Annotated in this window: 27 protein-coding genes; 23 read left to right on the forward strand and 4 right to left on the reverse strand. The window is 59.2% G+C overall.

Features of this window, described 5'->3' with window-relative positions; translation table 11 throughout:
* Positions 1 to 106 precede the first annotated feature (106 nt).
* Positions 107 to 1,012, forward strand: a complete 906-nt coding sequence (gene cysM, locus ACYVIS_RS17090; RefSeq protein WP_232744560.1) for a cysteine synthase CysM — start codon at positions 107 to 109, stop codon at positions 1,010 to 1,012.
* 88 nt (positions 1,013 to 1,100) lie between these two features.
* Here the strand turns inward: cysM and mltB are convergent, their stop codons facing one another.
* The gene (gene mltB, locus ACYVIS_RS17095; RefSeq protein ID WP_460874557.1) at positions 1,101 to 2,255 is read right to left on the reverse strand and encodes a lytic murein transglycosylase B; all 1,155 of its coding nucleotides are present in this window, start codon (positions 2,253 to 2,255) and stop codon (positions 1,101 to 1,103) included.
* 10 nt (positions 2,256 to 2,265) lie between these two features.
* Between mltB and ACYVIS_RS17100 the strand changes: the two genes are divergently transcribed.
* From ACYVIS_RS17100 to ACYVIS_RS17135, 8 genes are all read left to right on the forward strand, one after another.
* Entirely contained in the window at positions 2,266 to 3,189 is a 924-nt protein-coding gene (locus tag ACYVIS_RS17100) for a histone deacetylase family protein (RefSeq protein WP_460874558.1), read from the forward strand.
* A gap of 123 nt (positions 3,190 to 3,312) precedes the next feature.
* A complete protein-coding gene (locus tag ACYVIS_RS17105) occupies positions 3,313 to 4,062 on the forward strand; it encodes an electron transfer flavoprotein subunit beta/FixA family protein (protein WP_232743518.1) in 750 nt (249 codons plus the stop codon).
* 2 nt (positions 4,063 to 4,064) lie between these two features.
* Complete coding sequence (locus tag ACYVIS_RS17110) at positions 4,065 to 4,994, forward strand: electron transfer flavoprotein subunit alpha/FixB family protein (protein WP_460874559.1); 930 nt, start codon at positions 4,065 to 4,067, stop codon at positions 4,992 to 4,994.
* 147 nt (positions 4,995 to 5,141) lie between these two features.
* The gene (locus ACYVIS_RS17115) at positions 5,142 to 6,959 is read left to right on the forward strand and encodes an acyl-CoA dehydrogenase (protein ID WP_460874560.1); all 1,818 of its coding nucleotides are present in this window, start codon (positions 5,142 to 5,144) and stop codon (positions 6,957 to 6,959) included.
* Positions 6,960 to 7,090: 131 nt separating this feature from the next.
* Positions 7,091 to 7,732 (forward strand): peroxiredoxin, encoded by a 642-nt coding sequence (locus tag ACYVIS_RS17120; RefSeq protein ID WP_460874561.1) that lies wholly within the window; start codon positions 7,091 to 7,093, stop codon positions 7,730 to 7,732.
* 272 nt (positions 7,733 to 8,004) lie between these two features.
* Positions 8,005 to 8,184, forward strand: coding sequence for a hypothetical protein (locus ACYVIS_RS17125; RefSeq protein WP_232743514.1), 180 nt, complete (start codon positions 8,005 to 8,007; stop codon positions 8,182 to 8,184).
* A gap of 241 nt (positions 8,185 to 8,425) precedes the next feature.
* Positions 8,426 to 8,815, forward strand: a complete 390-nt coding sequence (rplS, locus tag ACYVIS_RS17130; protein WP_232743513.1) for a 50S ribosomal protein L19 — start codon at positions 8,426 to 8,428, stop codon at positions 8,813 to 8,815.
* A gap of 67 nt (positions 8,816 to 8,882) precedes the next feature.
* Positions 8,883 to 9,623 (forward strand): NUDIX hydrolase, encoded by a 741-nt coding sequence (locus ACYVIS_RS17135; RefSeq protein ID WP_232743512.1) that lies wholly within the window; start codon positions 8,883 to 8,885, stop codon positions 9,621 to 9,623.
* 30 nt (positions 9,624 to 9,653) lie between these two features.
* Here the strand turns inward: ACYVIS_RS17135 and rsgA are convergent, their stop codons facing one another.
* Positions 9,654 to 10,559, reverse strand: coding sequence for a ribosome small subunit-dependent GTPase A (gene rsgA, locus ACYVIS_RS17140; protein WP_232743511.1), 906 nt, complete (start codon positions 10,557 to 10,559; stop codon positions 9,654 to 9,656).
* On the reverse strand, positions 10,552 to 11,796 hold the full coding sequence (locus tag ACYVIS_RS17145; RefSeq protein ID WP_460874562.1) for a M48 family metallopeptidase: 1,245 nt from the start codon (positions 11,794 to 11,796) through the stop codon (positions 10,552 to 10,554). Before ACYVIS_RS17145 ends, rsgA begins: the two co-directional genes overlap by 8 nt.
* Before the next feature lie 47 nt (positions 11,797 to 11,843).
* Here ACYVIS_RS17145 and orn point away from each other — a divergent pair, with 47 nt between their 5' ends.
* Positions 11,844 to 12,389, forward strand: coding sequence for an oligoribonuclease (orn, locus tag ACYVIS_RS17150; RefSeq protein WP_232743509.1), 546 nt, complete (start codon positions 11,844 to 11,846; stop codon positions 12,387 to 12,389).
* Here orn and paaX read toward each other — a convergent pair.
* Positions 12,384 to 13,325 carry a phenylacetic acid degradation operon negative regulatory protein PaaX gene (gene paaX / locus ACYVIS_RS17155; RefSeq protein WP_460874563.1) on the reverse strand — a complete coding sequence of 314 codons (942 nt, stop codon included), beginning with the start codon at positions 13,323 to 13,325 and terminating at the stop codon, positions 12,384 to 12,386. The two genes, orn and paaX, sit on opposite strands and share 6 nt — an antisense overlap.
* A 178-nt stretch (positions 13,326 to 13,503) precedes the next feature.
* Here paaX and paaA point away from each other — a divergent pair, with 178 nt between their 5' ends.
* The 13 genes from paaA (at position 13,504) to pgsA (ending at position 25,819) form a co-directional block, all read left to right on the forward strand.
* Positions 13,504 to 14,496 carry a 1,2-phenylacetyl-CoA epoxidase subunit PaaA gene (gene paaA, locus ACYVIS_RS17160; RefSeq protein ID WP_232743507.1) on the forward strand — a complete coding sequence of 331 codons (993 nt, stop codon included), beginning with the start codon at positions 13,504 to 13,506 and terminating at the stop codon, positions 14,494 to 14,496.
* Between the two features lie 98 nt (positions 14,497 to 14,594).
* On the forward strand, positions 14,595 to 14,882 hold the full coding sequence (gene paaB, locus ACYVIS_RS17165) for a 1,2-phenylacetyl-CoA epoxidase subunit PaaB (protein WP_232743506.1): 288 nt from the start codon (positions 14,595 to 14,597) through the stop codon (positions 14,880 to 14,882).
* A 12-nt stretch (positions 14,883 to 14,894) separates the two neighbouring features.
* A complete protein-coding gene (gene paaC / locus ACYVIS_RS17170) occupies positions 14,895 to 15,659 on the forward strand; it encodes a 1,2-phenylacetyl-CoA epoxidase subunit PaaC (RefSeq protein WP_232743505.1) in 765 nt (254 codons plus the stop codon).
* Positions 15,653 to 16,171, forward strand: a complete 519-nt coding sequence (gene paaD / locus ACYVIS_RS17175; protein WP_232743504.1) for a 1,2-phenylacetyl-CoA epoxidase subunit PaaD — start codon at positions 15,653 to 15,655, stop codon at positions 16,169 to 16,171. Before paaC ends, paaD begins: the two co-directional genes overlap by 7 nt.
* A gap of 4 nt (positions 16,172 to 16,175) precedes the next feature.
* Entirely contained in the window at positions 16,176 to 17,258 is a 1,083-nt protein-coding gene (gene paaE / locus ACYVIS_RS17180) for a 1,2-phenylacetyl-CoA epoxidase subunit PaaE (RefSeq protein ID WP_460874564.1), read from the forward strand.
* Positions 17,259 to 17,358: 100 nt separating this feature from the next.
* Entirely contained in the window at positions 17,359 to 19,023 is a 1,665-nt protein-coding gene (gene paaN / locus ACYVIS_RS17185; protein WP_460874565.1) for a phenylacetic acid degradation protein PaaN, read from the forward strand.
* Between the two features lie 13 nt (positions 19,024 to 19,036).
* Entirely contained in the window at positions 19,037 to 19,825 is a 789-nt protein-coding gene (gene paaG / locus ACYVIS_RS17190) for a 2-(1,2-epoxy-1,2-dihydrophenyl)acetyl-CoA isomerase PaaG (RefSeq protein ID WP_232743501.1), read from the forward strand.
* Positions 19,825 to 20,304, forward strand: coding sequence for a hydroxyphenylacetyl-CoA thioesterase PaaI (gene paaI, locus ACYVIS_RS17195; protein WP_232743500.1), 480 nt, complete (start codon positions 19,825 to 19,827; stop codon positions 20,302 to 20,304). Before paaG ends, paaI begins: the two co-directional genes overlap by 1 nt.
* 94 nt (positions 20,305 to 20,398) lie before the next feature.
* Positions 20,399 to 21,715 (forward strand): phenylacetate--CoA ligase PaaK, encoded by a 1,317-nt coding sequence (paaK, locus tag ACYVIS_RS17200; RefSeq protein ID WP_460874566.1) that lies wholly within the window; start codon positions 20,399 to 20,401, stop codon positions 21,713 to 21,715.
* Between the two features lie 211 nt (positions 21,716 to 21,926).
* Entirely contained in the window at positions 21,927 to 22,340 is a 414-nt protein-coding gene (gene acpS / locus ACYVIS_RS17205; RefSeq protein WP_232743498.1) for a holo-ACP synthase, read from the forward strand.
* A gap of 43 nt (positions 22,341 to 22,383) precedes the next feature.
* Positions 22,384 to 23,442, forward strand: a complete 1,059-nt coding sequence (gene nagZ / locus ACYVIS_RS17210; protein ID WP_232743497.1) for a beta-N-acetylhexosaminidase — start codon at positions 22,384 to 22,386, stop codon at positions 23,440 to 23,442.
* Positions 23,405 to 25,234 (forward strand): excinuclease ABC subunit UvrC, encoded by a 1,830-nt coding sequence (gene uvrC / locus ACYVIS_RS17215; protein WP_232744559.1) that lies wholly within the window; start codon positions 23,405 to 23,407, stop codon positions 25,232 to 25,234. Before nagZ ends, uvrC begins: the two co-directional genes overlap by 38 nt.
* Before the next feature lie 18 nt (positions 25,235 to 25,252).
* Positions 25,253 to 25,819, forward strand: coding sequence for a CDP-diacylglycerol--glycerol-3-phosphate 3-phosphatidyltransferase (gene pgsA / locus ACYVIS_RS17220; protein ID WP_232743496.1), 567 nt, complete (start codon positions 25,253 to 25,255; stop codon positions 25,817 to 25,819).
* Positions 25,820 to 25,833: the final 14 nt, after the last annotated feature.

The following is a 25,833-nucleotide window of genomic DNA, read 5'->3' on the forward strand; positions in this document are numbered from 1 at the left end:
GCGGCATGTCCGCGGCGATGCCGGCACTGGAACGTCTACCGGAATAACCGGGATCCGATCGGGGCTGTTCAAGTCGCTGTTACCCGGATCGGTGTATTATTTCCGCATGAAAAAATACCCTACTATCGAAGACACCATAGGCGCCACGCCGCTGGTTCGCCTGCAACGTATTCCAGGCCAGGCGGGTCATCAGCGCGGCAATGTGATCCTCGCCAAGCTCGAGGGCAACAATCCGGCCGGCTCGGTCAAGGATCGGGCTGCAAGCTCCATGATCCGTCGTGCCGAAGAACGCGGCGAAATCAAGCCCGGCGACACTTTGATCGAAGCCACCAGCGGCAACACCGGCATCGCCCTGGCCATGACGGCGGCGGTGCGCGGCTACAAAATGATTCTGATCATGCCCGACAATCTGTCGCTGGAGCGGCGCGCCGCCATGACGGCATACGGCGCCGAACTGATCCTGACCCAGGCCAGCCAGGGTGGTATGGAATACGCCCGCGACCTCGCCCTTAAAATGCAGGCCGAAGGGAAGGGCAAGGTGCTCGACCAGTTCGCCAATGCCGATAATCCGCGGGCGCATATCGAGACGACCGGCCCCGAGCTATGGCAGCAAACCGATGGGCAAATTACCCACTTCGTCAGCGCCATGGGCACGACAGGCACCATTATGGGGGTAGCGTCCTACTTGCGATCGCAGAATTCAAAAATTCAGATCGTTGGGGCGCAGCCTGCCGAAGGTTCGCAGATACCCGGTATCCGCAAATGGCCGGAGGCGTATCAACCCAAAATATATCAACCCAGCCAGGTTGACGTATTCGAGCTGATCAGCCAGGCCGAGGCTGAAAACATGGCGCGGCGCCTGGCTGCCGAAGAGGGAATCTTTGGCGGAATTTCCTCGGCGGGTGCTTTGGTGGCCGCCCTGCGTGTCGCCGCCCGCGTGGAAAACTCCACAATTGCGTTCATTGTTTGCGATCGCGGGGATCGTTATCTATCGACTGGTGTCTTTAATTAAAACGCCACAGGGTGGGTGGTGCAGTCCGGCACGCCGTGCCGGTCCTGCCCCCAAGCCCCGATAGACGGCGTCTTCAAATACCCATTATCTACAGCGCCGAACTACCGATTCGTTCAGCTATTGCCTGCGCCAGATCGGCGACTGAAGCGGCGTAGAAGTAGCTGTGGTTGTAGTGGGTGATGGCAAAGAAATTCGGCGTGCCGGTGCGGTACTCGTTCAGGTTGCGCGGCTCGTCGATCAGGTCCACGACTCCCACCGGGTATTTTTCCCAAGCCGTGTTGACGGATCCTGGCCGGATGCTGGCCCCTTTGGCGTCAAGTTCCGGCCAACTGTAGTTCGGGGTGAGCCCGCCTGCGACCAGGGTGCCCGCATTGCCCGGCAGTACCACCGGCGCGAACACCGGCAGGCCGGGCACCCATCCGTGCTGGCGCAGGAAATTCGCCACCGACAAGATGGCGTCTCTGGGGCTGTTGGTCAGGTCGATGTGTCCGCTGGCGTCGCCATCCACCGCGTAGCGCAGAATGCTGCCCGGCATGAATTGAGGCAGGCCGATGGCGCCGGCGAAGGAGCCTTCCACTTCAAGCGCGTCGAGTTTTTTTTCGTGATCAAGCTGAATCAGATCCGCTAGCTGATCGCGAAACATCTGGCTGCGTTCCGGGCGTGCCCCATCGGGGTGACGAAAGCCCAGGGTTGCCAGGGCGTCGAGTACCGGGAAATCGCCGGTCTGGCGCCCATATATGGTTTCGACGCCGATGATGGCGACAATAATCGACTGAGGCACGCCATATTGGCGGGCAGCCTGATCGAGCGCGGCACGGTGCTCGCTCCAGAAGGCTGCCCCGGCCTTGATGCGTATGGGTTCGACAAAACGCTTGCGGTATGTGACCCAGCTGCGCCGGATCCTGGTTTTGCCTGGGGTCATGAGCCTGGCCACCGTCGCGTTGTATCGGGCGCTTTTAAGCAGGACTTCGATGCGATTGAGCGGTACGTGTCGTGTTTGCGCGACTTCGCGTGCATAAGCCTGGATGTCGGGTTTCAACTGGCCCCTGGCATCCACAAAGCCTTCCGTGCTGCTGGTCGAGTTTCCCGCCTTGATATGCGGGGGGAGGCTGGCGCCGGCAGTATTTGCCGGGGCCGGGGCCTGCGCGGGAGCCGGCGATATGGCTGCGGTTTTAGTCGTGGCGCAACCCCCCAGGAATGTAACAAGAACGGCGGCTTGCAAAATGCGGGCAGGTTTGAACATAATCATCCTTATGGAGACCCTATATATTACCCACCCGATTTGTCGCTTGCATGAAATGGGCAGTTGGCACCCAGAATGTCCCGCGCGCCTTGACGCGATCAACGATCAATTGCTGGCCAGCGGCATACTTGGCTTTCTGGGCGAGAAAGAAGCCGTCCAGGCCGGGGACGCCGATCTGTTGCGTGTACATACGCCCGAATACCTGGACTATTTGCGTACGCATGCGCCGGCAAGCGGCTACTTCACGCTCGATCCCGACACGCTGATGAATCCGCATACGCTCGAGGCGGCACGTCTGGCTGCGGGCGCCGGACTGCTTGCCGTGGATGCAATCATGCGGGGCGAAGCCAAAACAGCTTTTTGTGCGGTGCGGCCTCCCGGGCATCATGCCCGCGCCAATCAGGCCATGGGATTTTGCATTTTCAATAATCTGGCGGTGGCACTGGCCTATGCTCTCGACAAGTATGCGCTCGGGCGTGTGGCAATCATCGACTTCGACGTGCATCACGGCAACGGCACCGAAGAAATGTTCGCCGGCGATGAACGGGTGCTGATGTGCAGTTTTTTTCAGCATCCTTTTTATCCCAATTGCGGAACCGGACGGACAGCGGACAATATGCTGAACATACCGGTCGATGCCTATACCAGCGGCGCCAGTTTGCGGCAGATCGTCGGCGATATCTGGATGCCGCGGCTTGCAGCCTTCAGGCCCGAATTCATTTTCATATCGGCGGGCTTCGACGCGCATCGCGAGGACGATATGGGGCAATTGGGCATGGTCGAGTCCGACTATGCCTGGATTACCGACCAGATCGTGACCCAGGCTGAAAAAACCGCCCATGGACGGATCGCGAGTTTTCTTGAAGGCGGCTATAACCTGTCGGCGCTGGGGCGCAGTGCGGCGGCGCATATCAAGGTGCTGGCAAAGCTGTAGAATGGCATGGTTTGCGTCAACTTTGGCTTTTGCCGGCAAGTAAAAGAATGGCCTCGCGGGGCAGGTTGCAAAGCCGCGGCAAAAGCGCAGCAGTTTTTTATATTCCCCTCAGGAGGATACTGAATGAAGGTGTTAGTACCCGTCAAGCGTGTGGTTGATTACAACGTCAAGGTGCGCGTCAAGTCCGATCAAAGCGGCGTGGATATCGCCAACGTCAAGATGTCGATGAATCCCTTCGATGAAATTGCCATCGAAGAGGCCACTCGCCTGAAAGAAAAAGGCGCCGCCAGCGAAGTCATCGCGGTGTCCTGCGGGGTGGCGCAATGCCAGGAAACCCTCAGAACGGCCATGGCCATCGGCGCCGACCGCGCCGTCCTGGTGCAGACCGATGCCGATCTGCAGCCCCTGGCCGTGGCCAAGCTGCTCAAGGCGGTGGTCGATAAAGAGCAGCCCCGGCTCGTCATACTGGGCAAGCAGGCCATCGACGACGACGCCAATCAAACCGGCCAAATGCTGGCCGCCTTGCTCGACTGGCCGCAAGCCACGTTTGCCAGCAAAGTCGAGATTGCGGGCGACACGGCCACCGTCACGCGCGAAGTCGACGGCGGGCTGGAAACGCTGTCGCTCAAGCTGCCGGCCATAGTCACGACCGACCTGCGCCTGAACGAGCCGCGCTATGTGACGTTGCCCAACATCATGAAGGCCAAGAAAAAGACCCTGGATACCGTTACGCCCGAAGACCTGGGCGTCGATGTAGCGCCTCGCCTGAAAACCCTCAAGGTTTCCGAACCTCCGGCACGCTCTGCCGGCATTACGGTGCCCGATGTCGCGACGCTGGTCGAGAAACTCAAAAACGAAGCCAAGGTGATTTAATCATGACGATTCTTGTAATAGCCGAACACGACAATGCCCAGTTGAAAGGGGCGACGCTCAATGCCGTGGCCGCCGCGGCGAAAATCGGCGGTGATGTCCATGTGCTGGTGGCGGGCAGCGGCGCGCAGGCGGTGGCCGATCAGGCTGCCCAGATCGCCGGGGTTGCCAAGGTGTTGCTGGCCGATGCGCCGCAACTGGCCGACGGGCTGGCGGAGAATCTGGCCGCCCAGGTCCTGGCCGTGGCCCAGAACTATGGGCACATTCTGTTTGCCTCCACCGCCTCGGGCAAGAACGTTGCGCCGCGCGTGGCAGCCAGGCTCGATGTGGCCCAGATCTCCGACATTATTGCCGTGGACTCGCCCGATACGTTCCAGCGCCCGATCTATGCGGGCAATGCCATTGCCACCGTGCAGTCGGCCGACGCGGTGAAAGTCATTACGGTACGCACCACGGGCTTTGACCCAGTCGCCGCCCAGGGCGGCCAGGCTGCCGTCGAAACGCTGGCCGCGGTGGCGGATTCGGGCTTGACGTCGTTTGTGGGCCGTGAAGTCGCCAAGAATGACCGCCCCGAACTGACTGCCGCGAAAATCGTGGTCTCGGGCGGGCGCGGCATGGGCAGCGCCGAGAATTTCAAGATTCTCGATCCCCTGGCCGACAAGCTTGGTGCGGCACTGGGCGCGTCGCGCGCCGCGGTCGATGCCGGCTATGCCCCGAATGACTGGCAGGTTGGCCAAACCGGGAAAATCGTGGCGCCGCAGTTGTACGTGGCCATCGGTATTTCGGGAGCAATCCAGCATTTGGCCGGCATGAAAGACTCCAAGGTCATCGTGGCGATCAACAAAGATGCAGAAGCGCCGATTTTCGGAGTGGCCGATTACGGTTTGGTGGCGGACTTGTTCCAGGCCGTTCCCGAGCTGGTCAACGCCTTGTAACTGGCGCCGGTCATTCGCCCTTGAAGAAGCCTGCAAGCTTTCCCGTTTGCAGGTTTTTTTACATGAGGCCTTTCACACACCGGTTGTTCGAGGCATAGTGGTACGTGTCGCGGGGCTTTGCCGGGCAATTTCAATTCTGGAGATAGTATGAGTTATCGTGCGCCAACACAGGATATTCGTTTCGTAATCAAAGAACTGGCGGATCTGGCGGGGGTCTTGGCTCTGCCTGGCTTTGAAGAAGTCAGCGACGATCTGGTCGAGGCTGTGCTCGAAGAGAATGCCCGCTTTGTGGAACAGGCTGTCGCCCCGCTCAACCATGACGCCGATACGTCACCCGCTCTATGGGAAGATGGCGCGGTGCGAACTTCACCCGGTTTTCAAAAAGCATTTCGCGAGTTCGCTGCGGGCGGCTGGCAGGGTCTGCAGCATGAGCCGGAGTGGGGCGGCCAGGGTTTGCCCAAGCTGGTGGGGGCGCCTGCCAGCGAAAACATCAATGCCGCGAGCCTGGCGTTCTCGCTGTGCCCCCTGCTGACCGACGGCGTCATTGAGGCCTTGATCACGGTAGGCACCAAGGAGCAGCAGGATCGATTCATTCCTCCCCTGCTCGAAGGGCGCTGGACCGGCACCATGAATCTGACCGAGCCGCAGGCCGGGTCGGATCTGGCCCTGGTTGCCACCAAGGCTGTGCCCCAGGACGACGGCAGCTATCGCCTGTCGGGGCAAAAAATCTTCATTACCTACGGCGAGCACGATCTGGCCGAAAACATTGTGCATCTGGTCCTGGCGCGCACTCCCGATGCGCCCGCCGGCGTCAAGGGCATTTCCCTGTTCATCGTGCCCAAATTCCTGGTCAAGGACGATGGCTCCCTGGGAGTGCGCAACGATGTGTGGTGCGCCTCGCTCGAGCACAAGCTGGGCATACACGGCAGCCCGACCGCCGTACTGTTGTACGGATCGGGTAAAGGCGAAGCCGGGGAAGGGGCGGTGGGCTATCTGGTAGGAGAAGAAAACCGCGGCCTCGAGTACATGTTCATCATGATGAATGCCGCGCGCTATGCGGTGGGCCTACAGGGGATTGCCGTTTCCGAGCGCGCCTTGCAGCACGCCGAGGCGTACGCGCGCGAGCGCATACAAGGGCGAGCCCTGGAGGGTTCCGCGGGGCCCGTGGCGATCATTCACCATCCCGATGTACAACGAATGCTCATGACCATGCGCGCTCTTACCGAAGGCGCGCGAGCCGTGGCCTATGTGGCCGCGTCGGCTTGCGACAAGGCCAGGCACCACGCCGATTCGGGTGTGCGCAAGCAGCACCAGGCGGTTTATGAATACCTGGTCCCCATCGTCAAGGGTTTTTCCACTGAAAACGCGGTCGAGATTGCCTCGCTGGGCATACAGGTGCATGGCGGCATGGGTTTCATTGAAGAAACCGGTGCGGCTCAATATTATCGCGATGCGCGCATTTTGCCGATCTACGAGGGCACGACAGCCATCCAGGCCAATGATTTCGTGGGCCGCAAAACCCTGCGCGACGGCGGTGCCGTGGCCAAAGCCCTGGCCAAGGAAATGCGTGCCACGGTTGCCGAACTCGAGGCGGCGAGGGCGGGAGCCGACCGCCCTGGGCTGGATCTGATCGCGCGTCGCCTGGGCCTGGCCGTCGATGCTTATGAAAGAGCGGTCGATTACGTTCTGGCAAACGCCAAGGAGTCTCTGCGCGCAGTGTTTTTGGGCAGCGTGCCGTATTTGATGCTGTCGGGGACGGTTCTCGCCGGCTGGCAAATGGCCCGCGCGGCGTTGGCGTCTTGCCGCCATATCGAATCCGGCAGCACGGATCGCTACTATGCGCAAAAATTCGCGACCAGTGTTTTTTATGCGGCCCACATACTGCCCCGGGCCGAGGCGTTGTCGACGGCGCTGCTTGAAGGTCAGCTTGCTACGCAGTATGCTGGGGTTGCAGCGGGCGCATAAGGATATTCATAAACGGTATTTCCGCCGTCTCGCCTTTGCTGCCACAATAACTGCTTCCTTACCGATGTGGGTGGGCAGTGCCACAGCTTTCACCCATATTTTCTGATTGATTGACTGTCTAGAGAGCTACCATGACAACTTTGCGCCTGGGCGATACCGCCCCTGATTTTGAGCAGGATTCTTCTGTTGGAAAAATCCGCTTTCACGAGTTTTTGGGCAATAGCTGGGGAGTGCTGTTTTCGCACCCCGCCGACTTTACTCCAGTCTGCACCACCGAACTGGGCTACACGGCAAAACTGGCTGACGACTTCGCCAAGCGCAATGTGAAAGTGCTGGCTTTATCGGTGGACGATGCCAAGTCACACAACGACTGGATCAAGGACATCAACGAAACACAAAGCACAACGGTCAATTACCCGATTCTGGCGGATTCCGACCGCAAAGTATCCGATCTGTACGACATGATCCACCCCAATGCCAGCTCCACGGCAACGGTGCGTTCCGTATTTGTCATCGATCCCGCCAAGAAAGTGCGCCTGACCATTACCTACCCGGCCAGCACCGGCCGCAATTTCAACGAAATCCTGCGTGTTATCGACTCCCTGCAACTGACGGACAGCCATAGCGTTGCCACGCCGGTCAACTGGGAAGACGGCGACGATGTGATTATTGTTCCGTCCATCAAGGATGAAGCCGTGCTTAAAGCCAAGTTCCCCAAAGGCTACAAGACTGTTCGCCCCTATCTGCGCATTACTCCCCAGCCCAACAAATAAAGTCCGCCGGCTCCGGGCCTTCGGGCCCTGAAGCCATATGCCGTCTTGGAAGCCCCTGTTTGTAAAAAAACAGGGGCTTTTGTTTTATGCGCAAAATAAGGCTTGCAAAATATACTGTAATTTTGTACAGTTCATTTACGGCATAACTGTGTTTATAAACAGTTATTTATCAGGTGGCTTCATTCGTCCGGTTCCGCCGCATCAGCAATACAAGAGTCGAGGGCCATTTGCCCCACGCACTCTGCATCAACTTCTACTATTGCGAGGCATTCATGAATACCTATAACTCCAAGAGCGTTCCGGCCAAATGGCCATTTCCACCCCATTCCGGCCGTAATAAAAAGCCCCAGAAAATATCCCGTGGCACCATGGTGGCCGATATTTGCCTGGTAGCCGTTTGGGGAGCGATGATTCCGGGCTTGATGTGGTTGGGTGTGGCGGTTGGCTTTTAAAAAAAACAATTTGGGTGTAGAATGTTGGGTTTTGCAACTTCATCCTCTGGCGGCGGGCGTACTACTACAGGCCCGGCGGTGTTCGTCCAAATATGCTGGTTAATAAAGCGGGTTCGATGCCTATAAGTGGGCAAGGGCTTGGGGCTTTAACCGAAAAGGCTCGAAAGGCCTGAAAAAGCATGGCGGAATACATCGCCCAAATATACTTACCGACCGATCACGATGACACCAGGAGTTCACTGTGAACCTAATCGCACTTCTTGAACAAGAAGAAATCCAGCGCCTGACCGGTGGTCAGCCCAAACCCGACTTCGCTCCCGGCGATACGGTTGTTGTCAGCGTCAACGTGGTCGAGGGTACTCGCAAACGTGTACAGGCATACGAAGGCGTGGTCATCGCCCGACGTAATCGCGGCTTGAATTCGGCATTTACGGTGCGCAAGATTTCGTCCGGCGAAGCGGTCGAACGCACATTTCAGCTGTACTCGCCACAAATCGCCAGTATCGAAGTAAAGCGTCGCGGCGATGTGCGCCGTGCTAAACTTTATTACTTGCGTAGTCGCTCGGGTAAAGCCGCTCGTATTAAAGAGAAACTGGTTCGTAACTCGGCAAAAAAGGCAGCTGTCCAGTAATCGGCGCTGCATTTTCCGGTATCAACCAACAAAGGCACCCGCGTGGTGCCTTTGTTTTATGAACTTCATGTCGCATAGCATACATATACCTCGACAACAACGCGTGATTCGCCGGCCAAGTTTTGATCCTCAGACTCAGCCTGTTGTATCGACTGTCGAGCTTTTGCCCGCGCTTCTGCCATCGACGATTCAACTGGAATTTATCCGTTCGGCGTTTGAGCATCCGGTGGATTGGCAGGTCGAGCCCATATTCACCGAATCGTTTGGCGGCGATTTTTCAGAATTCGACGACATCATCCGTGCGGCCGTGTTCGTTCCTCTGGTGCAAAGGCCCACGGGTTTGAATGTTATTTTTACCCGCCGCGCCTCGCATTTGCATGATCACGCCGGGCAAATCAGTTTTCCGGGCGGGCGCATCGAGGCCTTCGACCGCGACGCGATAGCCGCCGCAATACGCGAAACCCACGAAGAGATCGGGATAGAGCCTCAATATCTCAAAATAATAGGCACTCAGCCCGGCTTCCTGACTTCCACCCGATTCACCATGCTGCCCGTCATTGGACAGGTCTTGCCCGGATTCACGATACGCGCCGATATTACCGAGGTTGCCGAAGTATTCGAGGTGCCTTTATCGGTACTGATGGACCCTGGGCTGCACAGGCTGCACGAGGCGCAGCTGCCCGAGGGCGGCCATCGTTTTTATTTTTCCATCAGCTGGGGCCCTTATTTCATATGGGGCGCTACGGCGGCCTTGATACGCAATTTGTATCATTACCTGGCCGCGGTCCAAGGGTCGCCGGCTGTCTGATCAATGTGCGGCCGGTGGACTCCCGATAGTTCAATAATGGCTTTTGGCTTCGTTTTCGGCGAGTATGCGCTGATACAGCGCGTGACGTTCAGGCGTGATTTCCCCGCGCTCCAGCGCGGCCAGTACACCGCAGCCAGGCTCATGCCTGTGGGTGCAGTTATAAAACCGGCAATGTTGCACGGCGGCCTTGAACTCAGGAAATCCCTGTTCGATTTCGTGTGCGCTCAGGTGATATAGGCCAAATGTCTGGAATCCAGGGGAATCGATCAGGTCGCCACCCTGTGCCGGCAAATGGTATAGGCGGGTGCTGGTGGTAGTGTGCTTGCCCGTACCCAGTGCCAGGGAATGTTCTTGTGTTGCCGCCTGCGCGTCTGGGATCAGGGCGTTGAGTATGGTTGATTTGCCCATGCCGCTTTGCCCCAGCAGAAGGCTCGTACGCCCCTTGAGCAGCGGGAGCAGCAGGTGTTGCACGTGTTCCGGGTTGCGGGCGCTTAATTCGATGATGCGCACCCCCAGTCTGGACAAATCGGCCAGGCGCTGCCGGGCCTGGTCCAGTTTCTGGGCAAGGTCGGCCTTGTTCAGCAGTATGATCGGCTCGATCCCTGCGCTCCATGCGGCCACCAGCGCGCGTCCGGTAATATCGTCGGAAAATGCCGGCTCTACCGCGACTACCAGCAGCAGCAGATCGATATTGGCGGCGAATTGCTTGGTCCGCATATCGTCGGAGCGGTACAGCAGGTTGCGGCGCTCCAGAACCTGGTCGATAGCTCCTTCGGCGGCCCCTTCAAGGGCAACGAGTACCTGGTCTCCTACCGTTGCGCCCGCCTTCTTGCCGCGAGGGAAGCATTTGCGCTGGCTGCCGTCGGCCAGCTCCACCGTGTAGTGGCGTCCGTGCGCGGCGACAATGCGCCCTGGGTGAGGGGCCGCGTCAGCCATGCTTCAGTTGCTGGATGCGCTGCACGGCAGAAGGATGGCTGTCGTAGAAGGCGGAGTGCAAGGGATCGGGGGTAAGGGTTGCGGCATTGTCGTCGTAGAGTTTGATGAGGGCGGCAGCCAGCGATGCGGCCGAGCACTGCTCTGCCGCATAACGGTCGGCCTGGAATTCGTCGCGGCGCGAAAACCAGCACCCCAGCGGCGCCGCCCAGAAGGTGAATGTTGGTGTGACCAGAAAAAACAGGATCAGGGCCAGGGCATCGTTGGCGCGCCCCAATTGAGGGTATACGCCTAATTCCGTGTAGAACCAGACTTGCTGGGAAGCCCAGTCCAGCGCCTGGAAAAACAGCAGGGCCAGCACGAAGCTGACGATCATGCGCTTGATAATGTGCTTGTGTTTGAAGTGGCCCAGTTCGTGGGCCAGTACGGCTTCGATCTCGTCCACATTCAGGCGCGACAGCAAAGTGTCGAAAAACACAATGCGGCGCGCTTTGCCCAAGCCTGTGAAGTAGGCGTTGCCGTGGGCCGAGCGCTTCGACCCATCCATGACGAACAGTCCGCTCAGGGCGAAGCCGCAGCGCTTGGCCAGGGCCTGGATGCGGGACGCGATTTCGGGATTGTCGAGCGGTGTGAATTTGTTGAAGAGCGGGGCAATGACCGTGGGGAACAGCCACAGGATCAGGAAGTTGAAACCGACCCAGACGAGCCAGGCCCACCACCCCCAATGGGCGCCGGTATTGGCCATGACCCAGAGCACCAGCGCGGTCAGCGGCGCGCCAAAGAGCAGCGCAAGCAGCAGGCCTTTGCAGGCATCGATCATAAACAGGCGAGGCGTGATGCGGTTAAAGCCGAATTTCGCTTCGAGCCTGAATTTGCGCCAGATTGAAAAAGGCAGGCCGAGCAGCCCAAGCAGCGCCGTGAGAATACCGATCAGGGCCAGTTGGCGCCACATGTCGCCGGAAATGGCGCGGCTGAGTTCCAGGTCGAGGAACTGCAGGCCTCCCAGCAGCGTCAGGCCTATGAGCACGGCGGCGTCGACAACCCGCTCGATCATGCCCAATTGCGTTTTGGCGAGCGTGTAGTCGGCGGCGCGCTGGTGGCTGTACAGGCCTATACGGTCGGCGAATTCCGCCGGAACCTGATCCCGGTGTGTGGTGACGTGGCGAATCTGGCGTGTGGCAAGCCAAAGACGCAGGGCAATATCGATCAGCAGAAAGGCAATAAACAGCAATGTGAACATATATATCGGGCGCGTATGCGAAAATCTCTTTTTTGAGGATGAATTATATGGCGGTTAACGCTCAGCGTTTGGTATGGCTCGACATGGAAATGACGGGGCTGGATCCGGAAAAAGAACGCATTATCGAAGTGGCGGTAGTGGTGACGGAGCCGGATCTGACCGTGGTGGCGGAAGGTCCGGTATTGGTTATACATCAGAACGATGCCCTGCTTGACGGCATGGACAAATGGAATCAGTCCACCCACGGTAAAAGCGGGCTGATCGACAAGGTCAAGGCTTCGACGCTTACCGAAGAGCAGGCCGAAGAACAACTGCTGGCCTTTCTGAGCCAGCATGTTCCTGCCGGCAAATCGCCTTTATGCGGCAACACCATCAGCCAGGACCGGCGCTTCATGGTCAAGTATATGCCGCGCCTGGAGGCTTATTTTCATTATCGCAATCTGGATGTCAGTACGCTCAAGGAACTGTCCCTGCGCTGGAAGCCGGAAGTTTATAAAAGCTTCGTCAAGAAAAGCCGCCATGAAGCGCTGGCCGATATTTACGAGTCTATCGACGAGCTCAAGCATTATCGCGAACATTTCATCAAGCTATGAGGATCGGGGGCTGTGGTTGCCGAAGCGCTGATATACATGGGGCTTGAGCGGCTGAAAATGGCTAGGATCGCGCTGGATGACTTGGTTGAGGTGCTCTTCGGCGAGATCGAATACCTTCCAGTACAGCCTGCCGCATAGCTCGCGCGCGGCATGGCCCGGCCAGTCGACCGGCAGCATTTGCTGAGGCAGTTGGGGGTCGTGAAGCACAATGCGCCGCCATTCGTGAATAGTCAGGGCGCGCACCGCAAAGGCCTGCATGGGCCGGGTGTGGCCGTCGATCGCCTCCAGCATCGGGGCGAACGTATCGGAAAACTGCCGGTACTGCTGCGCGACGTTTTCCAGATCCCAGCACTGGGAGACCAGGGAACCCAGCAATAGGCCTTGCCCTTTGTTCATATCGTGGGCGCTCAGTATCAGCGCCTTGTCGGTGACTTTCAGCTTGGCCAGGACCTTTCGCGCCCGCACAGTCTGGTTGCGGGGCAGGGCGAAAATGCCCGGCGCAATCGCGCCGAAGCCGGCCCAGACCAGTTCTCGCCGCAGCGCGCCGCGCCCGTCCAGGCTGCTGTTGCCGAAACGCGGCAAAATGACCAGAGTCCAGTCCCCGTTCCAGTCGTTGCGCGAGCCGACATAGATCCGCTCCGAGGCGGCGGCGGTCAGTTCCTGGCCCGATTCGCTCAAGCGGTACAGGCTGCGGCGTCCGTGCCGTTCCGATTGCAGCCAGTCCTGGGCCACCAGCCGGAATACGCTGGTGCGCAACAGGCGTTCATTGATTCCTAGAGGGGTGACGAGATCGATCAGGTCGCTGAGCCATATATTGCCGCCATGCGGGCCGATGGCGTCGCCCAGCAAGGTAACGCTCAGGGATTTGGCCCTGGGCGGGTCGCGCTGGAGCAGGGCGTGGATCAGGAGTTGCAGCGTACTTTGCGGCTCAGGCATGGCGAATGATTTGTTTCCGATAAAGCAGGCCCACATCTTATACCAGGGCGTCGGTATTGCAGTATTCCGCAGGATTCGCCATAAGCCTAATTTGATACTAAAATATGATTGACAGTATTTATTTTGTAATAAATAATAGCTTGAATCGGTTCTGAAAAATTATTCACAGGAGACTGCCGTGTATGCTCAACTCGTTGAAACTGGGGTGAAAAACGTCCGGTCCCTCGATCAGATGACAGGGCCTGAGCTGGTTTTTCAGCAACGTGTCGATGAAGGCGTCCGCATCGAGGCCAAAGACTGGATGCCCGAGGCCTATCGCAAAACCCTGGTGCGGCAAATTTCCCAGCATGCCCATTCCGAGATCGTCGGCATGCTGCCCGAAGGCAACTGGATTACACGGGCGCCCAGCCTCAAGCGCAAGGCCATTTTGCTGGCCAAGGTCCAGGACGAAGCCGGCCATGGCCTGTATTTGTACAGCGCGGCCGAAACCTTGGGCGTTTCGCGTGATGAACTGGTTGGCGACCTGCATTCTGGCAAGGCCAAATATTCCAGTATTTTCAATTACCCCACGCTTACCTGGGCCGATATCGGCATGATAGGCTGGCTGGTCGACGGCTCGGCGATCATCAACCAGATCCCCCTTTGCCGCTGTTCCTACGGTCCTTATGCCCGCGCCATGGTGCGGGTTTGCAAGGAAGAATCCTTTCATCAGCGCCAGGGCTACGATCTGCTGATCCAGATGTGCCGCCATGGCACCCAGGAACAGAAAGACATGGCGCAGGACGCGTTCAACCGTTGGTGGTGGCCGGCGCTCATGATGTTCGGCCCCTCGGATGGCGAATCGCCCAATAGCGCGCAGTCCATGCAGTGGCGCATCAAATTGTTTTCCAACGACGAGCTGCGTCAGAAGATGGTCGATCAAAGCGTGCCGCAGGCTGAATACCTGGGCCTGAAAGTCCCCGATCCCGATCTCAGGTGGAACGAAGAGCGCGGGCACTATGATTTCGGCGAAATCGATTGGTCTGAGTTTTATGCCGTGATCAAGGGGCATGGACCCTGCAATCGCGAGCGCCTCCAGGCGCGCGTGGCAGCCCATGAAAACGGAGCCTGGGTACGTGAAGCCCTGTCGGCTTATGCCGATAAGCATGCCGGCCTGGCCGCGGCAGCCTGATAGCAGCCGCGGGGCACGTGTCCATTCAGGTATTCCAGATTCGTTCTATTGCAGGTAATTATCATGCCGGTATCCAGTCCGGCGTCAAGGAAAGCAACATGAGCCCAAACGCGTGGCCTCTTTGGGAGGTCTTTATCCGCAGCCAGCACGGCCTGGCCCATAAGCATGTGGGCAGCCTGCATGCTTCCGATGCCGAAATGGCCATCAACAATGCGCGCGACGTGTATACGCGCCGCAATGAAGGGCTGAGTATCTGGGTGGTCAGGGCCGTCGATATCGTAGCCAGCAGCCCGAGCGACAAAGAGCCCTTGTTCGAGCCGGCCAATAGCAAGGTTTATCGCCACCCCACGTTCTTCCCCATGCCGGAAGAAGTCAAACACATGTAGCCTGGAGGGCATATGGATCAATCCTTGTTCCAATATCTGCTCCGGCTGGGCGATACCACTTTGATCCTGTCGCAGCGTCTGTGCGAATGGTGCGGTCATGGACCGGAGCTCGAAGAAGACCTGGCCATGACGAATCTGTCGCTCGATCTCCTGGGGCAGGCGCGCCTCTGGCTGACGCTGGCCGGCGAGGTGGAAGGCCGGGCGCGCGACGAGGACAAGCTGGCCTATTTGCGCGATGCGCCCGAGTATCGCAATTATTTGCTGGCCGAGCGCAGCAACGGCCATTACGGGGATACCATCGCACGCCAGTTTTTCTTTGATGCGTGGCATTATTTCTTGTTGAAAGAACTCTCAGGCTCTTCGGATGAGCGGGTCGCCGCGATTGCCGAAAAATCCCTTAAAGAGGTCACCTATCATGTGCGCCGTTCGTCGGATCTCATGGTGCGCCTGGGCGATGGCACGGCGGACAGCCACGCCAGAATGCAGGCGGCGGTCGAATCGATCTGGCCTTATTTGGGGGAGCTGTTTGCCGACGACGATATCACGCTCGAACTGGCGCAGCGCAAGGTAACGGTCGAGCATGCCTCACTATGGCCGGCCTGGCTCGAACATGTCGGCCAGGTGCTGGCCGAAGCCACGCTGGCCTTGCCTACGCCCGACGACGCCCATCACCCGGCGTTTCGCGGCGGCGTGAGCGGGCGCCATACCGAGGCGCTGGGCTTCATTCTGGCCGAGATGCAGCATCTGCAGCGCGCCTATCCGGGAGCCACATGGTGAATGCGAACGTCGCCGCGATCCCTGTTCCTGCGGAGCAGGTGATGCAGTGGCTGGCCCAGGTGCCGGATCCTGAAATACCCGTGTTGTCCGTGGTCGACCTGGGCATTGTGCGCGATGTATCCTGGGACGGAGCGATCTGTGTGGTGACGATTACACCCACGTATTCGGGGTGTCCGGCCATGCGGGAAATTTCCGCCGATATTCAGGCAACGCTTGCACACAAAGGTGTGGCCGATGTCCGCATCGAAACTCGCTTGTCGCCCGCCTGGACGACCGACTGGATGACGCCCGAAGGGCACGCGGCGCTCAAGAATTACGGCATCGCTCCTCCCAAGGAAAAGGCGATCGATATTTCCGGAATTTCGCGCGGCCTGCATCGCACGGTTGTCCAGTGCCCCCGCTGCGGTTCGGAAAAAACCCGCCTTGTCAGCCATTTCGGTTCTACCTCGTGCAAGGCCTTGTACCGCTGCGGCGAATGCGGTGAACCCTTTGATTACTTTAAGGCGCACTAGCGTTATGGTTCAGTTTTATCCATTGAAAGTCGCTTCGGTCGCCAAAAACACACGGGATGCCGTGGTGGTGACTTTTGAAGTCCCCGGCGAGATACGGGAAAAATTCGCATTTCGTCCCGGGCAATATCTGACCCTGCGCACACAGGTCGACGGCGAAGAACTGCGGCGCTCGTATTCGATCTGCGCGGCGCCTCGGGACAAGCTGCTGCGTGTGGCCATCAAGCGCCTGAACGATGGTGCTTTCTCATCGTGGGCCAATGAGCACCTGGTTCCTGGAGAGATGCTCGATGTCATGCCGCCCGATGGGCACTTCACTGTTGATTTTTCTTCCGAGCACAGCCGCGGCTATGTGGCTTTTGCGGTGGGCAGCGGCATTACCCCCATCCTGTCCCTGATCAAGACCGCCCTGGGTACCGAGCCTGGTAGCCGTTTTACGCTGTTTTACGGCAATCGCTCCTCGTCGGCGGTCTTGTTCCGCGAAGAGATCGAAGACCTGAAGAATCTGTATATGGAGCGGTTTTCGCTGGTATACATCATGAGCCGCGAAATCCAGGATGTGGACCTTTTCAACGGACGCCTCGATGGCGCCAAGGCCGGGCAGTTGCTTTCCTTGTGGCTGGATCCCGGCCAGATCGATGTGGCGTTTGTCTGCGGCCCGCAAGACATGATTGAATCGGTGACGCAGGCCCTGCAGGACAAGGGGCTGGACAAATCGCGGATCAAATTCGAGCTGTTCGGTTCGCCCAAAGGGCCGCGCGCCCTGCGCACTGGGCAAGAGGCGCGGCACGCTCCGGGCAGGGAGCAGTGTGAAGTGACGGTCATACAGGATGGCGTCACACGGACACTGACCATAGAAAAAAACAAGGACAGCGTACTGGATTCGGCCCTGGCTCAGGGAGTCGAATTGCCGTATTCCTGTAAAGGCGGGGTCTGCTCCACCTGCCGATGTAAAGTTATCGAAGGCGAGGTCGACATGGATGCCAATTTTGCGCTTGAAGACTATGAGGTGGCGCGCGGCTTCGTGCTGAGTTGTCAGAGCTTTCCCGTTACGGATCGCCTGGTCATCGATTTCGACCAGGAAACTTGAAATATCATGGATGGGTGCAGGCGCAGCTGCGCGCATGCACCACCAGACATTATGTTTGCCCGCCTGGCGGGCAAACCTTTAACTTACAGGAGTGAGCACAGTGTCTACCGATTTTTTCAGCTCCCATCAGGCGGTTCTGGAGCAGGCCGTTGCGGCGGCGGCCGCTCGCGGCTACTGGAGCCCATTTTCCGAGTCACCCAGTCCGCGTGTATATGGCGAAACGGCCAACGACGATGGGCGTGCCGCCTTCGAAGCCTATCGGGGGCACGATTTCCCGCTTGATCTTGACGGCGCCAGCGGCAAGACCGGTGCCGAGGTCTCGCCTTTTGGCTTCGACCTGAATATTTCTTATCCGCAGGTTCCGGCCCGGGCCCTGACAGCCCAATCGCAACAGGCTCTTGAATCCTGGCGCGAAGCCGGCCCCCGCGCCTGGGTTGGCGTGGCGCTTGAAATCCTCAAACGCCTGAATCAGCGCAGTTTTGAAATTGCCTATGCGGTTCAGCACACCACAGGGCAAGGATTCATGATGGCGTTCCAGGCCGGCGGCCCGCATGCGCAGGATCGCGGCCTCGAGGCGGTTGCGTACGCCTGGCAGGAAATGGCGCGCATTCCCGGCCTGGTTTCCTGGGAAAAGCCGCAGGGCAAGCACGATCCGATCCGCATGCAGAAGCAGTTTACGGTCGTGCCGCGCGGCGTAGGCCTGGTCATAGGCTGTTCCACCTTTCCCACCTGGAACGGCTATCCAGGCCTGTTCGCCAGCCTGGCTACGGGCAATACGGTCATTGTCAAGCCGCATCCCGCGGCGATTCTTCCCTTGGCCATTACGGTCAAGATTGGCCGCGAGGTCCTGGCTGAAGCGGGCTTCGATCCCAATGTGCTGCTGCTGGCGGCTCATGGCGCCCAGGACGATACGGCGCAGGCGCTCGCGCTCGATCCAGCGGTCAAGCTGATTGATTTCACCGGCAGCAGCGCCAATGGCAACTGGCTGGAGTCCAATGCCCGCCAGGCGCAGGTGTATACCGAAAAGGCCGGCGTGAACGCGGTGATTATCGATTCGGCCGACGACTTCAAAAGCGTGGCACGCAATCTGGCTTTTTCGTTTGCCTTGTATTCGGGGCAGATGTGCACCGCGCCGCAAAACATTTATGTGCCGCGCGGCGGCATTGAAACAGCCGACGGCCATTTGAGTTTCGACGAGGTCGCCCAAGGCCTGGCCGCCGCGGTCGAAAAGCTTACGGCCGATCCCGCCAAGGCCGTCGAAGTTACCGGAGCCGTGCAAAACTCGGCGACGCTGCAGCGCATACAAGACGCTCGCGCGCTGGGCCTGCCGGTATTGTGCGAGAGCCGCAGCCTGCCGCATCCGCAGTTTGAACAGGCCCGTGTTCAAACGCCTCTGTTGTTGAAAGCCGAAGCGGGCGATCCGCAGATCGCCCGCGAATGGTTCGGGCCCATTGTTTTTGTGGTGGCTACCGATTCCACCGCCGACAGCATCGGCTTGATGCAGCGCTCGGTTGCCCTGCATGGCGCGCTGTCGCTGTCGGCCTACACGACCGATAAAGCGATTGCCGGGCAGGTGCAAAAGGCCGCGGAGCGGGCCGGTGTGTCTCTGTCGCTGAATCTGACTGGCGGGGTTTTTGTGAACCAGACGGCGGCATTCAGCGATTTTCATGGTACTGGCGCCAACCCGTCGGCTAACGCGGCGCTATCCGATTCCGCCTATGTCGCCAACCGTTTTCGTGTCGTGCAAACGCGCTGGCACGCCTGATAAGGGATTACACATGAGCTATGACAGTATTCAATTCGAATTCGAGCGCGGCATCGCGAAAATTACGCTCAATCGGCCCGATAAGCTCAACAGCTTTACCGAGGCCATGCATGGCGAACTTGCCGAGGCGCTTGGGCAGGTCGAGGCCAAGGGCGCTCGCGTATTGGTGCTTACGGGCAGCGGCCGTGGATTCTGTGCCGGCCAGGATTTATCCGAGCGCCAGATGAGCGCTGGAGCCGCCCCCCTCGATCTTGGCCAAACCGTAGGCAAATTCTATATTCCCCTGGTGCGGCGGCTGCGCGCATTGCCGGCGCCGGTGGTGGTCGGCGTCAATGGCGTGGCGGCAGGCGCGGGCGCCAATCTGGCCCTGGCCGGAGATATCGTTATTGCCAAGCAGTCGGCCAGCTTCATTCAATCGTTTGCGCGGCTTGGGCTGATACCGGATACCGGCGGCACCTACGTGCTGCCTCGCCTGGTTGGCCAGGCGCGCGCCATGGGGCTGGCCATGCTGGGCGACAGGCTTAGCGCAGAACAAGCCGCCCAGTGGGGGCTGATCTGGCAATGCGTGCCCGACGAGGCTTTCGATGCCCGCCTGACCGAATTGGCGGAGCACTTTGCAGCGGCGCCCACCAAGGGGCTGGCCTATACCAAGCGTGCCTTGAACCAGAGCTTGAACCATACCCTGGACGAACAGCTCAACCTGGAGCGCGACCTGATGCGTGAATTGGGCGCCACTGAAGACTATGCCGAAGGCGTGTCGGCCTTTCTGGCGAAACGCAATCCGCTGTTCAAGGGGAAATAATGAGCGCAGCGCAGTCCGGCCTGGCCCTCGACCCTGTCGAGCTTCCCTCCGATCCGCAGGCTCTGGCGGAGGTGGCGGCCAAGGCCATGTACGAAAAAGATCCCGCAACGCAGGCCCTGGGTATTCGTTTGATCGAGGTCGCGCCTGGCCGGGCGCGAATGCAAATGACGGTTCGGCCCGACATGCTCAACGGCCATCAAACCTGTCATGGCGGGTTTATTTTTGCGCTGGCCGACAGCACATTTGCATTTGCCTGCAATTCCCGCAATCTGGCTACCGTAGCATCGGGCTGCACCATCGATTACCTTGCGCCGGGTTTTGCGGGTGATATTCTGACTGCCGAGGCCTCGGAGGCTTCATTGGCGGGCCGCACCGGGGTTTACGACATACTTGTCAGCAATCAGGAAGGCAAGCGCATCGCTTTGTTTCGCGGCCGTTCTTATCGTATCAAGGGCCAGGTGGTTGGCGAGGCCGGATAATGCCGAATGCCGCCAGCTGTTTATCCAAACCCGGAACCCGCTATCGGGGCGCCCGGGCGTATTGCAAATATTGAACCAAAGGCAGGAGCCGGAAATGTCCGAGTCAAAATCGCCCAAACGGGGCCGCGATGCCATTGAGCACGCCAGTCAGGATGAGCTGCGCAGCCTGCAGCTCGAACGCTTGCAGTGGTCCTTGAAGCATGCGTATGACAATGTGCTGCACTATAAAAAATCTTTTGATGCGGCCGGTGTGCATCCGGGCGATTTGAAACAGCTATCCGATTTGTCCCGCTTCCCCTTTACGACCAAGCAGGACCTGCGCGACAACTATCCGTTCAAAATGTTTGCCGTGCCGCGTGAGCAGGTTACGCGCATTCATGCCTCCAGCGGTACGACCGGCAAGCCGACCGTTGTTGGCTATACGGCCCGCGATATCGACATCTGGTCCGACCTGGTGGCACGCTCCATCTGGGCCGCCGGAGGGCGTCCGGGCGACATTGTGCATGTGGCTTATGGCTATGGCCTGTTCACGGGCGGCCTGGGTGCGCATTATGGCGCCGAACGCCTGGGCTGCTCGGTGATCCCCATGTCGGGCGGGCAGACCGAAAAACAGGTGCAACTGATCCATGACTTTGAACCCAAGGTCATCATGGTTACTCCTTCGTATTTTTGCAACATCATCGAGGAGATGGAGCGCCAGGGGCACGATCCGCATAAAAGTTCGCTGCGTATCGGCATCTTCGGCGCCGAGCCCTGGACCGGGCAGATGCGCGCCGATATCGAAGCGCGTTGCGGCATCGATGCCGTGGATATCTATGGCCTGTCCGAGGTGATGGGGCCCGGCGTGGCCATGGAGTGTGTCGAATCCAAAGACGGCCCGGTTGTGTGGGAGGATCATTTCTTTCCCGAGATCATCAATCCCGCCACAGGCGAACCAGTGGCCGATGGCGAAGCGGGCGAGCTGGTATTCACATCGCTGACCAAAGAGGCCATGCCCGTCATACGCTACCGCACCCGCGATCTCACGCGTTTGCTGCCTCCCACCTCGCGCAGCATGCGCCGTATCGACAAGATTACCGGCCGCAGCGACGATATGCTGATAGTGCGCGGAGTCAATCTGTTCCCGACTCAGGTCGAGGAAATCGTGTTGAAAATACCGGAGCTTGCCGCGCAATACCAACTGGTGCTGACACGCAGCGGCAATCTCGATGAGCTCGAAATCCTGACCGAGGTTCGGCCCGAGCATAACCATCTGGGCGAGGCCGAGCGCGAAGGGCTGGCCGCCAAACTCAAGCATGCCGTCAAAACCTATGTTGGCGTCAGCGCCCGCGTCACGGTGCAAGCCGCGGGCCAGGTCGAGCGCACTGTGACAGGCAAGGCACGCAGAGTGATCGACAAACGTCCAAAATAGGGCCTGCTCCAAGGGCCTGCATTGCTCTTCGAACCCGCGTCGCTTGCCTTTGTTCGCTGCCGCGGTGCGAGAGGCAGGGCTGTCATGGCGTCCACGCATATCGGGGCGCCATTTTTTTTATGTTTGACGTCAAGGTATGATGCGAATTTGGCTCCGATGCGGATACAGGTATCGGGTGCTGGTCGGATCGAATTTTCAGGCTGGGTTGTGAATGCGGGCAGAAGCGGGAAAGGTGGCGGGTATTGGCGTTGATTTGCTGCGTGTTGAACGCGTTGCGCGCGCCTATGCGCGTCATGGGCAGCGCTTCGCGCAGCGTATCCTGGGTATGCAGGAGTTGGAAAAATTTCAGCACCGCTACGAGCGCGACCCTGATCGGGGCATCCGGTTTCTGGCGACCCGTTTTGCCGCCAAAGAAGCGTTTTCAAAGGCCATAGGCCTGGGCATGCACGATCCCATGTCCTGGTCCCGGATGCAAACGCTCAATGAACCCGGCGGCAAGCCGCGGGTCAGCTTGAGCGAGCCTCTCGCCAGTTGGTATGCGCAGCGATTTGGCGCGGCCCATGTTTCCCTGACCGACGAAAGCGATACAGTGGCGGCCTTTGTCGTTGTTGAATCGAGGCCATGATCCAGTTGATCGAAACCTTTTAATGTAGGAATGAACCAGCGCAATGCGTACAGAAAAAAACTCTGCAGCTCTGGCCCCCGGCCCTGTCATGGTCGATGTGGCGGGCATCCGCCTGACCTCGCAGGAAAAGCAGCGCCTGCATCATCCGCTGGTGGGCGGTGTGATTCTGTTTGCCCGTAATTTCGAGAACCGCGAACAGTTGTCGGCCCTGTGCCAGGCTATTCATGCGGAGCGCGCCGAGCCCTTGCTGATTGCCGTCGATCACGAAGGAGGGCGCGTGCAGCGGTTTCGCACGGACGGTTTTACGCCTATTCCGGCCATGAGCCTGTTTGGCGAAATCTGGATGCAGGATTCGCTGGGGGCGATGCGCCTGGCTACCGAGACCGGCTATGTGCTGGGTGCTGAACTGCGCGCCTGCGGTGTGGATCTCAGCTTCACCCCGGTGCTGGATCTGGATTATGGCGTCAGCAAGGTCATTGGCAACCGGTCGTTTCACCGCGATCCCCGGGTGGTGACCTTGCTCGCCCGTTCACTGATCCAGGGCTTGATGCTGGCCGATATGGCCGCTTGCGGCAAGCATTTCCCGGGACATGGCAGCGTCGAGGCCGATTCGCACCACGAAATTCCGGTCGATGCCCGCAGCTTTGACGAAATTATGCAGGAAGATGCCGCTCCGTATGGCTGGCTGGGCGATATGGTGCTGCCGTCGGTGATGCCCGCGCATGTCATCTACTCGAGCGTTGACCCTCATCCGGCCGGGTTTTCCCGGCATTGGATCCAATCCATTCTGCGGCATGAACTGGCCTACGACGGGGTGGTGTTTTCCGACGACCTCACGATGCAAGGGGCGACCGTGGCGGGCGATATCCTGGCCCGTGCCCAGGCCGCGCTGGGCGCGGGCTGCGACATGGTGCTGGTTTGCAATCGCCCGGATCTTGCCGACGATCTGCTGGCGCGCCTGGTGATTGACCATCCGGCCGAATCGATCCAGCGGATACGCCGCCTGATGCCAAAGCGGCCGGCGCTGGACTGGGATGCCTTGCAGGCCAATGAACGATATCAATATGCCAGACGACTTCAATCTCAAATTATTTCTGGCTGATTTACCGCATCTTCCGGGTGTATACCGGCACATCGATGCGGCCGGCGAGGTGCTGTACGTAGGCAAGGCCAGAGACCTGAAAAAGCGCGTTTCCTCGTATTTCCGGAAAACGCAGAGCAGTCCGCGCATTGCGCAAATGGTGGCCAGGGTCGTTCGCCTGGAAGTCACCGTGACCCGGTCCGAGGCCGAGGCGCTGCTGCTGGAAAACAACCTCATCAAAAGCCTGAAGCCGCGCTACAACATCCTGTTTCGCGACGATAAATCGTACCCCTACCTGGCGCTGACCGATCATGCGGCGCCGCGCATTGCCTATTATCGGGGCAGCACGAGCGGCAAAGGGCGGTATTTCGGGCCCTATCCGAATTCTTGGGCGGTGCGTGAAACCATACAAATCCTGCAGCGGGTATTCCGTTTGCGGACCTGCGAGGACAGCGTTTTCGCCAATCGTTCACGGCCTTGCCTGCTGCATCAGATCGGTCGCTGCTCCGCTCCGTGCGTACAGCTGATCGCTCCTGAAGAATATCGGGCCGATGTCGAGCGCGCCGTGCGTTTCCTCGACGGCCGGGCCAAAGAAGTCATGCATGATATCGGGTCGCGCATGCAACAAGCCTCCCAGGCCCTGCATTTCGAGCAGGCGGCGGTATTGCGCGATCAGATGGGGGCCCTGGCGCTCGTGCTGCAACAGCAGACCATGGAGAAAATCGGCAACGACGACGTCGATATCATTGCCGTCGCTTCGGCGGGGGGGCGGGTCTGTGTCAATCTGGCCATGGTGCGCGGCGGCCGGCATCTGGGAGACAAGCCTTTTTTTCCGACGCATGTGCATGAAGGCGAAGACGGCATCGGTGATGTGCTGACGGCATTTGTCGAACAGCACTATCTCGACGGCGGCATGCCGGCGGTGCTTGTCTGTTCGCATGCCCTGTCCGATCCGGCGCTGATAGGGTTGCTGGCCGAGCAGAACGGCGTCAAGGCCAGGGTGCTGGTCAAGCCTCAGGGGGTGCGCAAGACATGGCTGGAGCAAGCGCAAAAAAATGCCGAGCTGGCCCTCGCCCGCCTGTTGTCGGAATCCAGCGCGCGGGCGGCCCGCTCGCTGGCGCTGGCCACGGCTCTGGATATGGATACGGATGAAGCGGCGCTGGATGCGATGCATATTGAATGTTTCGACATCAGCCATACGGCGGGAGAAGCCACACAAGCCTCCTGCGTCGTTTACATGCATCACGCCATGCAGCCTTCCTTGTACAGACGCTACAACATTGCCGGAATTACGCCGGGCGACGATTACGCGGCAATGCGCCAGGTGCTGACGCGCCGGTTTACGCGGGTGGCAGACGGGTTTGCGGCCATGCCCAATATTGTGCTCATCGATGGCGGCAAGGGACAGGTCGAGGTGGCCCGTCAGGTGTTTGTCGAACTGGGCCTCGATACACATACCATTGTGGGCGTGGCCAAGGGTGAGGGGCGCAAGGTGGGGCTTGAAACCCTGGTATTTGTGGATGGGCGGGCCGCGGTTGCCCTGGGGGTCGAATCTGCCGCCCTGATGCTGGTGGCCCAGATCAGGGATGAGGCCCATCGCTTTGCCATTACGGGCATGCGGGCGCAGCGTGCCAAAACGCGCAATGTATCCCGTCTTGAAGAAATCGAAGGGGTGGGCGCGCGGCGGCGCCAAAAGCTGCTGGCGCGTTTCGGCGGCTTTTCGGGAGTGGTTGACGCCAGCATCGACGACTTGCAGTCCGTTGACGGAATCTCCGCCGAGTTGGCCGAGCGTATCTATCAGGCACTGCGATGATGTAGTATTGTGCTCATTATGCCGATCAATTTTCCGATTTTTCTGACATGGCTGCGCATAGCCATGATTCCGCTGGTGGTGGGGTTGTTTTACCTTCCTGGCAGCTGGGTGCCGGCGCGCGATGCCATTGCCGCCTGGGCCTTCATCGTGGCCGCCCTGACCGACTGGTTCGACGGCTGGCTGGCCCGGCGCTGGAATCAAACCTCGTCGTTCGGTGCTTTCCTGGACCCTGTGGCCGACAAGCTCATGGTGTGTGCGGCACTGCTGGTCCTGCTTGATTTGAACCGTGTCGATTCGTTCATTGCATTGGTAATCATCGGGCGTGAAATCACCATATCGGCCCTGCGCGAATGGATGGCAAAGATCGGTGCCAGCGGCAGCGTGGCCGTGCACTGGCTGGGCAAATTCAAAACGGCGGCGCAAATGATTGCCATCCCGTGCCTGCTGTACTGGCAGCCGATTTACGGGGTTTCCCTGCATAGCGTGGGCAACGTGCTGATTATCATTGCCGCCATCCTGACGGTCTGGTCCATGTGCTATTACCTGCGGCGGGCCTGGCCCGAGATCCGCGATCGGGCTGCGTAACGCCGGCCCGGTAT

Source organism: Paralcaligenes ginsengisoli, from assembly GCF_054781135.1.